The following is a 12206-nucleotide window of genomic DNA, read 5'->3' as shown; positions in this document are numbered from 1 at the left end:
CCGATATGATGCCGGCAGTGTAAGTGCCTTTGTTGGTATTGATGCATCAGTTTACTTCTTAATCACAGACGAAATAAAAAGCCCGCATTGCAGCGGGCTTTTTTGATGATGTCTTCAGTAAACGGACGCTAAATCATTCCCACTCAATCGTCGCCGGTGGCTTGCCGGAGATGTCATAAACCACCCGGGAAATACCGTTAACTTCGTTGATGATGCGGTTGGACACGCGGCCGAGGAAGTCGTACGGCAGGTGCGCCCAGTGGGCGGTCATGAAGTCGATGGTTTCTACCGCACGCAGTGAAACGACCCAGTCATACTTGCGGCCATCGCCCATGACGCCAACAGAACGTACAGGCAGGAACACGGTAAAGGCCTGGCTGACTTTGTTGTAGAGATCGGCTTTATGCAGCTCTTCAATAAAGATGGCATCCGCACGACGCAACAGGTCACAGTACTCTTTCTTCACTTCACCCAGCACGCGCACGCCAAGGCCTGGCCCCGGGAACGGATGACGATAGAGCATATCGTAAGGCAGGCCCAGCTCCAGACCGATCTTGCGCACTTCGTCTTTAAACAGCTCGCGCAGCGGCTCGACCAGCCCCATTTTCATCTCTTTCGGCAGGCCGCCGACGTTGTGGTGCGACTTGATCACGTGCGCTTTACCGGTAGCAGAGGCAGCCGATTCGATCACATCAGGGTAGATGGTACCCTGCGCCAGCCACTTCACGTCTTCCAGTCGCAGTGCCTGCTCGTCAAAGACTTCAACAAAGACGCGGCCGATGATTTTACGCTTCGCTTCCGGATCGTTTTCCCCGGCCAGGGCATCCAGGAAGCGTGCTTCACCGTCAACGTGCACAATGTTCAGACCAAAATGGTCACCGAACATGTCCAGCACCTGCTCGGCCTCGTTCAGACGCAGCAGGCCGTTATCGACGAATACGCAGGTCAGGTTTTTACCGATGGCGCGATGCAGTAGCATGGCGGTCACTGACGAATCCACACCGCCAGATAAGCCCAGAATCACTTTGTCGTTGCCGACCTGCACACGCAGGCGCTCGACGGCATCTTCGATGATTTTTGCCGGTGTCCAGAGCGCTTCACATTCACAAATATCGATAACAAAACGTTCCAGCATGCGCAGCCCCTGACGCGTATGCGTCACTTCGGGATGGAACTGCACGCCGTAGAAGCGTTTCTCTTCGTTCGCCATGATGGCAAATGGACAGGTTTCTGTACTGGCAACGGTGACAAAGTCAGCAGGGATAGCGGTCACTTTGTCACCGTGACTCATCCAGACGTCCAGCAACGGTTTACCGGCTGCGCTGATGGCGTCTTCGATATCGCGAATCAGGGCGCTTGCCGTGTTGACTTCAACCTGCGCATAGCCAAACTCACGCTCGTTGGATCCTTCCACCTTGCCGCCCAGCTGCATCGCCATGGTCTGCATGCCATAACACACACCCAGAACCGGCACGCCAGCTGCGAACACATAGTCAGGCGCGCGCGGACTGCCATGCTCAGTTGTGCTTTCCGGGCCGCCAGACAGAATGATGCCGCTGGGATTAAACTGGCGAATCTGCTCTTCGGTGACATCCCAGGCCCAGAGTTCACAGTACACGCCAAGCTCACGTACGCGGCGCGCAACCAGCTGCGTATATTGAGAACCAAAATCGAGAATCAGAATGCGGTGCTTATGGATATTTTCCGTCGTCATTGAGGGGTTTCCAGAACGGTGACTTAAAGTAAAGCGCCCGGCTGTTGCCGGGCGGGAAATCTTACGGGGTTATGAACCCATGCGGTAGTTCGGTGACTCTTTGGTGATGGTCACGTCGTGCACGTGGCTTTCATTAATGCCCGCGCCGCTGATGCGCACGAATTCGGCTTTGGTACGCAGATCATCAATGGTCTGGCAGCCGGTCAGGCCCATGCAGGAACGCAGGCCGCCCATTTGCTGATGCACGATCTCTTTCAGGCGGCCTTTATAAGCCACGCGGCCTTCGATACCTTCTGGCACCAGCTTGTCAGCAGCGTTATCGGTCTGGAAGTAACGATCCGATGAACCCTTAGACATGGCACCCAGCGAGCCCATTCCACGGTAGGATTTAAAAGAGCGGCCCTGATAAAGTTCGATTTCACCCGGCGATTCTTCGGTCCCGGCCAGCATCGATCCCACCATGACGCAGGACGCGCCCGCGGCAATCGCCTTTGCGATATCCCCAGAGAAACGAATACCGCCGTCTGCGATAACCGGAATGCCGGTGCCTTCCAGCGCGGCCACGGCATCTGAAACGGCAGTGATCTGAGGGACACCCACACCGGTAACGATACGCGTAGTACAGATGGAGCCCGGGCCGATACCGACTTTAACTGCGCTCACGCCCGCTTCAACCAGGGCCAGCGCGCCCGCACCTGTTGCAACGTTGCCGCCGACGATTTCAAGGTCAGGATACTTAGCGCGGGTTTCACGGATACGCTGCAGTACGCCTTCTGAATGGCCATGCGACGAGTCAATCAGCAGGACGTCCACACCGGCAGCAACCAGCGCATCTACGCGCTCTTCGTTGCCCGCACCGGCGCCTACAGCCGCACCGACGCGCAGACGACCCTGCGCATCTTTACAGGCGTTAGGTTTACGTTCGGCTTTCTGGAAGTCTTTAACGGTGATCATGCCCAGCAGATGGAAGCTGTCATCCACGACCAGCGCTTTCTCGACGCGTTTTTCGTGCATTTTTTGCAGGACGACATCACGGGCTTCACCCTCTTTCACCGTCACCAGACGCTCTTTTGGCGTCATCACGGCCGTCACGGGCTGGGTAAGATCGGTGACGAAGCGCACATCGCGACCGGTGATAATACCCACCAGCTCGTTATCCGCGTTTACGACCGGGTAACCGGCAAAACCGTTGCGTTCGGTCAGTTCTTGCACTTCCGCCAGCGTGGTGGTGGGCAACACGGTCTGCGGTTCGGTGACAACGCCGCTTTCATGCTTTTTAACCTTACGCACTTCATCTGCCTGGCGATCAATCGACATATTTTTGTGAATGAAGCCCAGACCGCCCTCTTGCGCCAGCGCAATAGCCAGACCTGCTTCGGTCACGGTATCCATTGCAGCAGAAAGCATGGGAATATTCAGACGAATGTTTTTGGTCAGCTGAGTGCTGAGATCGGCCGTATTCGGCAGGACGGTGGAGTGTGCAGGAACGAGCAGGACGTCGTCAAAAGTGAGTGCTTCTTTAGCGATTCTTAACATGGCAATACTCCACCTCGGGTGCGTGAGAATAGATAAAATATTGCCGCGGCATTATACAGGCCGTAATCGATTGCCTCCACTATTTTTTGAGAAAAAGTCTTGATCCGCGCAATTAGCAATGTAGTATCGACTGATTAACCTACTGATTTGGAATTTGATCTTCGTCACATGTCGCTGCCGCCAAACGCCAATATTTTTACCGTCAGCCGTCTCAATACGACAGTGCGTCAGCTGCTGGAGAATGAGATGGGCCTGGTTTGGCTAAGCGCCGAGATCTCCAATTTCACCCAGCCCGCTTCGGGTCACTGGTACTTTACCCTGAAAGATGATGGCGCCCAGGTCCGCTGCGCCATGTTTCGCAACAGTAACCGTCGTGTGACCTTCCGGCCTCAGCATGGCCAGCAGGTCCTGGTTCGCGCAAATATCACACTTTATGAACCGCGCGGCGATTATCAGCTGATTATTGAAAGTATGCATCCCGCCGGTGAAGGCCTGCTGCAGCAGCAGTTTGAGCAGCTGAAAGCCAGGCTGGCGCAGGAGGGCTTGTTCGAACCCGAACACAAGAAGCCCTTACCACAGCCGGCTAAGCAGGTTGGCGTGGTCACCTCTGCCACGGGCGCAGCCCTGCACGATGTTCTGCGCGTGCTGCATCGTCGCGATCCCTCACTGCCCGTTGTGATTTATCCCACTGCCGTTCAGGGCGCAGATGCGCCTGCCGCTATCGTGCGCGCAATTGAGCTTGCGAACCAACGTGCCGAGTGCGACGTACTGATCGTGGGGCGCGGCGGCGGTTCGCTGGAAGATCTGTGGAGTTTTAATGACGAGCGCGTTGCGCGTGCGATTTTTGCCAGTCGCATTCCCGTAGTCAGCGCGGTTGGCCATGAAACCGACGTCACCATTGCCGATTTTGTTGCTGACCTGCGCGCGCCAACGCCTTCCGCCGCGGCAGAGATTGTCAGCCGTAATCAACTTGAACTCCTGCGCCAGCTGCAGTCACAGCAACAGCGGCTGGAGATGGCAATGGATTATTATCTGGCGCGCCAGCAGCGGGTATTCAGCCGTCTGGATCACCGCCTGCAGCAGCAGCATCCTCAACTGCGTCTGGCCCGCCAGCAAACCGCACTGTTTCGCCTGCAGCAGCGGTTGGGTGAGGCGATGGAACAGCGGCTTCGCCATGCCACTCGCCAGCAGGACCGCCTGTCACAGCGCCTGGCGCAGCAGCAGCCACAGCAGCGCCTGTATCTGGCGCAAAAAAGCCTACAAAGCTGGCACTATCGTCTGCAACAAAGCATGGAAAAATTGCTTAACCGTGACAAAAACCGCTTCGGTCAGCTGGCGGCCCAACTGGAAGGCGTCAGTCCTTTAGCCACGCTGGCGCGTGGGTTTAGCGTTACGACCGACAACGCTGGCCAGGTGGTGAAGAAAACGCGGCAGGTGAGCACAGGCGATTTACTGCGTACCCGTCTCGATGATGGTTGGGTAGAAAGTCAGGTCACGCAGCTTATTCCCGAAAAACCGAAACGAAAGAAAAGCATTTCTTAACTATACTTCCTGGTACATCCCTCGTGCCAAGGAGTTAACAATGGCTTTCAGCGTTATCCCTCCCTATATTCTCCGTAAGATTATCGCCCACGGTTCCGGTCATCAGCAGGAGCAGGCGCGCCGTACCCTCACCCACGTTCAGCACCTGATGGCGGAGCACTGGCAAAAGACGGCGGCGCCGAAAACCACGCAGGCCGGGAAGATTGAGCGTGAAATCTATGATGCCAAAAATAAGGAAACGTTGCCGGGAACCCTGGTGCGCAAAGAAGGCCAGTCTTCAAATGGCGACGTTGCTGCCGATGAAGCCTGGAACTATCTGGGCATCACACACGACTTTTTCTGGCAAATCTATAAGCGAAATTCACTGGATAATCACGGACTGAAATTAGCGGGCACCGTTCACTACGGTGAGAAGTACCAAAACGCGTTCTGGAACGGTCAGCAGATGGTGTTCGGCGATGGTGATGGTGAAATCTTTAACCGTTTCACCATCGCGATTGATGTTGTGGCACACGAGTTGTCGCACGGCGTCACAGAAACTGAAGCCGGTTTGATCTACTTTGAACAGGCTGGCGCGCTGAATGAGTCCATGTCTGACGTCTTCGGCTCCCTGGTGAAACAGTTCAGCCTGAAGCAGACGGCCGATAAGGCCGACTGGATTATTGGTGAAGGCTTGCTGGCAAAAGGCATCAATGGCAAAGGTTTACGATCGATGTCGCATCCCGGCACCGCTTATGACGACCCGATGCTGGGGAAAGATCCGCAGCCGGGCCACATGAAGGACTATATCAAAACGCGTGAGGATAACGGTGGCGTGCACCTGAACTCCGGTATTCCCAATCGGGCCTTTTATCTGGCCGCAAAAGCCCTGGGCGGATTTGCCTGGGAGCAGGCAGGTCAGGCCTGGTATGACACGTTGTGCGATAAAGACTTACGGCAGGATGCTGACTTCAACGCCTTTGCACAGTTAACCGTACAGCATGGCAAAAAGCGCTTTGACACGAAGGTAGCAGGCGCAATTGAACAGGCGTGGAAAGAGGTAGGCGTGTTATGAGTCAACTCCCCGAGCTCACCGATGACGCAACCATTGTGGTAACACATGAAGGCGGTTTTGCTTTTATTCCGGGCTTACGGAGTGAGCGTCGATTCCCCTTGGGCGAACTGCCTCCTCCTGAAAAAGCACGCGTCTGTCAGGTGCTGGAACAGGCGATGCCCTTGGGCAAGCCCGAGGAAAAAGCTGCAGAGGTGGGACGCGGGGATCAATGCTACTTTCGCATCCAGATTCAATATGCAACACAGCGGCAGTCGGGAACGGTGGTCATACTGGTGCCTGAACAGTTGGCCCCGCCAGAACTCAAGTCGTTGTTGCGCGAAGGTAAGTAAGAGCGGCCTTCTCAGAAGGCCGTTTCTGCCCTGGCATCCATCGCACTATCCCGGACGATTCATCCGCAGAGATTATTCGCCAGACGTAAAAAAGGGCCATTACGGCCCTTGTGTTTTATTACCGCTTACTTGCTGTCTGGCAGCGCATAAGCAATCACATAATCACCGCGGTCAGGCGACTGACGTGCGCCGCCTGCTGAAATTACGATGTACTGCTTACCGGTTTTCGGCGAGACATAGCTCATCGGGCCGCCCTGACTGCCAACAGGCAGGCGGGCTTTCCACACTTCTTTACCCGTGGCGCTGTCAAACGCGCGCAGATAGTAATCCTGCGTACCGGCAATAAATACCAGTCCACCTTGTGTCGCCAGCGTACCGCCCAGCGTTGGCATACCAATCGGCATTTTCGCGCGCATTTTGATGCCAAACGGGCCGGTATCCTCTACCGTGCCAACCGGCACCTGCCAGACGATTTTCTGGGTTTTCATATCAATGGCTGACAGGGTACCAAACGGCGGCGCCTGACAAGGAATGCCCAGCGGTGACATAAAGCGGTTTTTATTCACGGCATACGGCGTGCCTTTCAGCGGAACAGCACCCATACCGGTATTAATAGCTTCACCGCCGTTGCTGCCACGGGAAACCTTGCTGGTATCAACCGGAATCATCTGTACCCACAATCCTAAACGCATGTCGTTTACAAACAACAGGTTGTTATTCGGATCGGTGGACATGCTACCCCAGTTCATCCCGCCCAGCGAACCCGGGAAGCTCAGCGACTTATCGGTCCCTGGTACGGTAAACAGGCCGTTGTAGCGCATTGATTTAAAGGCAATACGGCAGGCCAACTGATCGAACGGCGTGGCACCCCACATATCCGACTCTTTCAGCGTCTGATTACCAATCATCGGCATGCCGGTCGAATGCGGCTGGGTTTTCGTATATTGCTCATTCGGGATATCACCCTGCGGCATCGGCAGTTCTTCGACCTTTGTGAGCGGCTTACCGGTCAGGCGGTCCAGCACAAAGATCATGCCGGTTTTACCCCCAATGACGACGGCGGGTTTAGTGCTGCCGTCTTTCATCGGGAAGTCGATCAGGCTTGGCTGCATCGGCAGGTCGAAGTCCCACAGATCGTTATGCACGGTCTGATAAACCCACTTCTCTTTACCGGTTGTTGCATCGAGTGCCAGTACGGAGGCACCGTATTTATGATCGAGTGCGTTGCGGTTTGCGCCCCACAGGTCAACCGATGAGCTGCCCATCGGAATAAACACGGTGTTCATGGCCGGATCGTAGGACATCGGCGCCCATGAGTTTGGCGTACTGCGCGTATAGTCCTTGCCCGGCATCAGAATAGCATTCGGATCGGTATTACCCGGGTCAAAGGCCCAACGCATCTGGCCGGTGATCACGTCAAAACCGCGTAATACGCCGCCAGGCATATCTGTTTTGACGTTGTCAGCCACGCGCCCGCCTACGACAACGGTGGTACCGGCAATCGTGGGTGCAGAGGTGAGCTGATAAAGCGGATCGGGCGCATCGCCCAGGCCCTTTTTGAGATCCACGATGCCGTGGTTACCAAAGTCCTCACAGAACTCGCCGTTATCAGCATTAATGGCAATCAGGCGCGCATCGATGGTGTTCATCAGAATACGGCGCTGACAGGTGTCCCCGGCCGCCAGCGTGGCGCCCGGCACCGGCGTTGAGCCCGGCTGAGTCGGCTGGTTGAGCGGCTTAGTCGCGTCAAAATAGGCCAGACCGCGGCAGCGTGGCCAGACTTCTGCCTGCGCATTAATTTCACGTTTCCAGATCTGCTTGCCGCTGTCTGCTTCGACGGCGATGACATTATTGTGCGGCGTGCAGAGATAAAGCGTATTACCGACCTGCAGCGGGGTTTCCTGATCTTCCGCACCGTTACCGGTGGGGCTTTCTGGAATGTCACCCGTGCGGTACGTCCAGGCGACCTGCAGATCTTTGACGTTATCGCGTGTAATCTGGTCCAGCGCAACAAAGCGGCTTCCCCCTGCGGTATTGCCGTAGTGATCCCAGTTTTGCTGTTGCTTTGACTTATCTACCGGAATCAGCGGCAGTTCCTGACCGGTTGAGGCAACGGTAGGATGGGGCTGAAACATCTGAACTAAGGTCGCGACCATGCCCACGGCAATCACGGCAGAAAAGGCATACGACACTTTTGCCAGCGAAGGCTTGTTTTCGCGCTTGCGCAGTGCAGGCCAGGTGATGAACGCCAGAATCATCAGGCCCGCAGGCACCATCAGGCGGGAAACCAGAGGCCAGAATTGCAGTCCGGCGTCAATGACGGCCCAGATTAACGTTCCGACAAACACCAGCAGGAACAGGACAACCGCGGAAGATTTCGCACGGAAAAACTGAATGGCCGACAGCACCGTAACGATGCCTGCCACCAGAAAATACCAACTGCCGCCAAGCGTCGCGAGTTGTCCCCCGCCAACCGCAAAGAACAGGCCGGTTGCCAGTAGCACCAGCCCGAGCAGCACGGACCATATTCTCAACCCTTTACCGGATCGAGATGATGTTTCAGCCATAACACTTACTCTCCTGATAAACAAAGCCACTCCAGCCCGCTACGCGACCCGGCTTATCGCCAGTCACGTTGCAGGTAAAAGAAACAGCGTTGTTTTATTCTAATTAAAGCGGACCCGCGTTCATGAAATGCATGATGTGCACCGGAGACAGCCCGCACGGGGGCGGCCCCGTCATGACGCGGCAAAATTGTACCACCTGGTACGTTATCCCGTGAAGGTTTAAACGGACTTGTTACGAAGCAATAGCATTTTCGCTACAAATTACTACGCCGTTACGGTTCGCAGCGTTGGGATCTTCATGTGTTGCATGGGTAAAGTGGCCAGACGTCAGACAGGAAAAATCTTGTAAGTGAGACGACGTCTGGAAATTAAGCCGTGACCATGATGGCAAAAATAGTCGGTTGCGCCGCAACTTTTGAGTTGCTCAAGGGGCTGATGGCAGTCGGGGCAGACAGGCTGGTAGCGATAACGAACACCGCACCCGGTGCAGATAAGATCGCTCTCGCCAGGGGCCAGGGGTTGGTAACATTTTTCACAGGTTGCGCGCATACTTTCACCCGACTATGCAAATAAACGCAATCTTAGGGCAAAAAAAAGAGGGCCACCTGGCCCTCGATCAATTAACGCTTATTCTTCTTCATATGCGCCATCAAACGCTTACGCTTGCGCTGTTGCGTCGGTGTCAGCAGATTGCGTTTGCCTTCGTAAGGGTTTTCACCCTCTTTAAACTGAATGCGGATAGGCGTTCCCATCACGTTAAGTGAACGGCGGAAATAGTTCATCAAATAACGTTTGTAGGAATCCGGCAGGTCTTTAACCTGGTTACCGTGGATCACCACAATCGGTGGGTTGTAACCGCCCGCATGGGCATATTTCAGTTTAACGCGACGACCGCGCACCAGCGGTGGCTGATGGTCTTCCGCCGCCATATTCATGATGCGCGTCAGGAGCGAGGTATTGACACGTTTTGTCGAGCAGTCGTAGGCTTCCGTAACGGACTCAAACAGGTTGCCTACGCCGCTGCCGTGCAACGCAGAAATAAAGTGCACGCGTGCGAAATCGATAAAGCCCAGGCGAAAATCCAGCGTCTCTTTGACTTCGTCACGTACTTCCTGCGACAGGCCATCCCATTTATTTACGACGATAACCAGGGAGCGCCCACTGTTGAGAATAAAGCCCAGCAGCGACAGATCCTGATCGGAAATGCCGGCACGGGCGTCAATCACCAGCATGACGACGTTAGCATCTTCGATCGCCTGCAACGTTTTAATGACTGAGAATTTCTCTACCGTATCCGTAATTTTACCGCGCTTACGAACGCCCGCCGTATCGATCAACACATACTCGCGACCGTCACGTTCCATCGGAATGTAAATACTGTCACGGGTGGTGCCCGGCATGTCGTAAACGACCACGCGATCTTCACCGAGGATACGATTGGTCAACGTAGACTTACCTACGTTAGGACGGCCAACAATCGCCAGCTTAATCGGTAAGGTTGTAGGATCGAAATCGTCTTCTTCTTCTTCCTCTTCCTCACCGTTTTCTTCTGCCGCTAAAGCTGCCCAGTAAGCTTCGTTTTCATCTTCTTCGGTGACCTCAACCGGATCGACCTTTTCCATCCACGGCAGCAGCGCCGTTTCCAGCAGGCTGGTTACGCCACGACCGTGCGAGGCCGCGATAGCGTAAATTTCACCCAGGCCCAGAGAATAGAAATCCACTACCGCCTGATCCGGATCCAGTCCGTCGGTTTTATTCGCCACCAGAAACGTTGCTTTTTGACGAGAGCGGAGATGCTTTGCAATTTGCTGATCGGCGGCCATCATGCCTGCGCGAGCATCGACCATAAACAGCACAACGTCGGCTTCTTCAATCGCCAGCAGCGACTGCTCCGCCATGCGCGTTTCAACACCGTCTTCGGTGCCATCAATACCGCCGGTATCGATAACAATAAATTCGCGCCCTTCCACTTCGGCGCGACCATATTTGCGATCGCGAGTCAGTCCAGGAAAATCCGCTACCAGCGCATCTCGTGTGCGGGTTAAACGGTTAAATAGCGTAGATTTTCCCACATTGGGACGCCCAACCAGCGCGACCACAGGTACCATAACAATGCCTCAATAATGTATTAAATCGCCCGAATGGCGTGATTATAACGGCTTTAGCCGCTCAGTTCAGGCTTAAGGCGCTAAGGATACCATGCCTGACTAAAAACGAAACGGCCCCTGATAAAATCAGGAGCCGTTGTGCCAGGGAACCCCCCTGCCTGACAACTTACCCGCTAGCGAGTAATGGCGTAAACTTCACCGTCTTTCGACTGAATCAGCAGTTTGTCGCTGGCGACGACTGGCTCAGTCTGGAAGCCTGAGCTGTCCAGCTTTTGCTGGGCAACAAAACGACCGTCGGTAGTGTTCATCCAGTGCAGGTAACCTTCGCTGTCGCCGACCACAAGGTAGCCGTTATAGAGAACCGGTGAAGTCAGATTACGATGCAGCAGCTCGCTTTGACGCCAGATAGCGACACCGCCATCCGCGTTCAGGGCAATGACACGATCGTCCTGATCCACAAGGTAGATACGTCCGGCATCAACAATCAGATCTTTCACACCGCCAATTTCACGTTTCCACAGAATCTGGCCGGAGCGCAGATCCAGCGCGGAAAGGTTACCATTGTATGCCAGCGCATAAACGACGCCATTCACAATGACCGGCGTGGTATCCACGTCGCTCAGGCGATCAATTTCCGTTGCGCCGCTGGGCTGTGAAATACGCTGCTGCCAAATCAACTGGCCCTGGTTCAGGATAACGGCACTGACACGGCCGTTATCGCCGCCCACGATGGCACCACCAAAGGCAACAGACGGCGCAGATTCTCCGCGCAGCGACAGCGCGGGCATGTCCAGGTTCACGGTCCACTTCACCGCTCCCGTGGCCTGATCAAGGCCCTGCAGCATGCCGTTACTGGTATGAATTAATACCAGACCATCGCTGACCACAGGACGCGACAGCGCTTCACCCGCCGCTTTCGCCTGCCAGACAATGGCACCATCGCTGGTGTTCAGGGCATAAACCTGGCCGCGCTCACTGCCGATATAGAGGCGATCGCCGCTGACGGTGATGCCGCCGGACAGCATGGCAGAGAGGTTTTTCGAGAAGAAGCCGGTTTTCTCAGAGAGATCGACTTTCCATTTTTCTTTACCATCGACCGCGTCGAGCGCTTTTACGATACCAAAGCGGTCAGCAGCATAAACGGTGCCGTCTTGCCAGGTGGGGTGCAGGTTGGAGTAAAAATCACCGATACCATCACCCACGCCGGTACTCCATACCGTCTGAGGCGTAAACTGGTTTTCCACCTTCGGCAATGGGGCCATTTTCACTACATCTTCTTCGCCGCTGAACAGCGAGCAACCGCTGAGCAAGGTGACTGAGATCAGCCCCGGCAGCAGGTATTTACGTAATTCCATG

Annotated in this window: 9 protein-coding genes; 3 read left to right on the top strand and 6 right to left on the bottom strand. The window is 55.1% G+C overall.

Annotation, left to right across the window (positions count from 1 at the left end; genetic code table 11):
- Positions 1 to 133: 133 nt before the first annotated feature.
- Together guaA and guaB are read right to left on the bottom strand one after the other, a co-directional pair.
- A complete protein-coding gene (gene guaA, locus GKC68_RS06325) occupies positions 134 to 1714 on the bottom strand; it encodes a glutamine-hydrolyzing GMP synthase (protein WP_028725181.1) in 1581 nt (526 codons plus the stop codon).
- Between the two features lie 69 nt (positions 1715 to 1783).
- Positions 1784 to 3250 carry an IMP dehydrogenase gene (guaB, locus tag GKC68_RS06320; RefSeq protein ID WP_028725182.1) on the bottom strand — a complete coding sequence of 489 codons (1467 nt, stop codon included), beginning with the start codon at positions 3248 to 3250 and terminating at the stop codon, positions 1784 to 1786.
- A gap of 168 nt (positions 3251 to 3418) precedes the next feature.
- Between guaB and xseA the strand changes: the two genes are divergently transcribed.
- From xseA to GKC68_RS06305, 3 genes are read left to right on the top strand one after another with little or no spacing between them, the layout of a single operon-like run.
- On the top strand, positions 3419 to 4792 hold the full coding sequence (gene xseA, locus GKC68_RS06315) for an exodeoxyribonuclease VII large subunit (protein ID WP_028725183.1): 1374 nt from the start codon (positions 3419 to 3421) through the stop codon (positions 4790 to 4792).
- Positions 4793 to 4832: 40 nt separating this feature from the next.
- Positions 4833 to 5846 (top strand): M4 family metallopeptidase, encoded by a 1014-nt coding sequence (locus tag GKC68_RS06310; protein ID WP_028725184.1) that lies wholly within the window; start codon positions 4833 to 4835, stop codon positions 5844 to 5846.
- Positions 5843 to 6175 (top strand): protealysin inhibitor emfourin, encoded by a 333-nt coding sequence (locus tag GKC68_RS06305; protein ID WP_028725185.1) that lies wholly within the window; start codon positions 5843 to 5845, stop codon positions 6173 to 6175. Before GKC68_RS06310 ends, GKC68_RS06305 begins: the two co-directional genes overlap by 4 nt.
- Positions 6176 to 6300: 125 nt before the next feature.
- Here GKC68_RS06305 and GKC68_RS06300 read toward each other — a convergent pair whose 3' ends face one another.
- From GKC68_RS06300 to bamB, 4 genes are all read right to left on the bottom strand, one after another.
- Positions 6301 to 8742, bottom strand: coding sequence for a glucose/quinate/shikimate family membrane-bound PQQ-dependent dehydrogenase (locus GKC68_RS06300; RefSeq protein ID WP_047715373.1), 2442 nt, complete (start codon positions 8740 to 8742; stop codon positions 6301 to 6303).
- Between the two features lie 327 nt (positions 8743 to 9069).
- Positions 9070 to 9291: a zinc ribbon domain-containing protein gene (locus GKC68_RS06295; protein WP_072015877.1), complete on the bottom strand. Its 222-nt coding sequence runs from the start codon at positions 9289 to 9291 to the stop codon at positions 9070 to 9072.
- A 71-nt stretch (positions 9292 to 9362) separates the two neighbouring features.
- Positions 9363 to 10850, bottom strand: a complete 1488-nt coding sequence (gene der / locus GKC68_RS06290; RefSeq protein WP_028725188.1) for a ribosome biogenesis GTPase Der — start codon at positions 10848 to 10850, stop codon at positions 9363 to 9365.
- 173 nt (positions 10851 to 11023) lie between these two features.
- Positions 11024 to 12205 carry an outer membrane protein assembly factor BamB gene (gene bamB / locus GKC68_RS06285; RefSeq protein WP_028725189.1) on the bottom strand — a complete coding sequence of 394 codons (1182 nt, stop codon included), beginning with the start codon at positions 12203 to 12205 and terminating at the stop codon, positions 11024 to 11026.
- Position 12206: the final 1 nt, after the last annotated feature.

The sequence above is a fragment of the Pantoea sp. RSPAM1 genome (assembly GCF_038816185.1).
GTDB lineage: Bacteria > Pseudomonadota > Gammaproteobacteria > Enterobacterales > Enterobacteriaceae > Pantoea > Pantoea ananatis.
Note: the sequence above shows the minus strand (reverse complement) of the source record. Positions and strands in the feature narration are given on the sequence as shown.

Coding starts and splice junctions, on each gene's coding strand:
- GKC68_RS06295 (WP_072015877.1), bottom strand. CDS start 9,291: ATGCGCGCAACCTGTGAAAAATGTTACCAACCCCTGGCCCCTGGCGAG.
- guaB (WP_028725182.1), bottom strand. CDS start 3,250: ATGTTAAGAATCGCTAAAGAAGCACTCACTTTTGACGACGTCCTGCTC.
- der (WP_028725188.1), bottom strand. CDS start 10,850: ATGGTACCTGTGGTCGCGCTGGTTGGGCGTCCCAATGTGGGAAAATCT.
- bamB (WP_028725189.1), bottom strand. CDS start 12,205: ATGGAATTACGTAAATACCTGCTGCCGGGGCTGATCTCAGTCACCTTG.
- xseA (WP_028725183.1), top strand. CDS start 3,419: ATGTCGCTGCCGCCAAACGCCAATATTTTTACCGTCAGCCGTCTCAAT.
- guaA (WP_028725181.1), bottom strand. CDS start 1,714: ATGACGACGGAAAATATCCATAAGCACCGCATTCTGATTCTCGATTTT.
- GKC68_RS06305 (WP_028725185.1), top strand. CDS start 5,843: ATGAGTCAACTCCCCGAGCTCACCGATGACGCAACCATTGTGGTAACA.
- GKC68_RS06310 (WP_028725184.1), top strand. CDS start 4,833: ATGGCTTTCAGCGTTATCCCTCCCTATATTCTCCGTAAGATTATCGCC.
- GKC68_RS06300 (WP_047715373.1), bottom strand. CDS start 8,742: ATGGCTGAAACATCATCTCGATCCGGTAAAGGGTTGAGAATATGGTCC.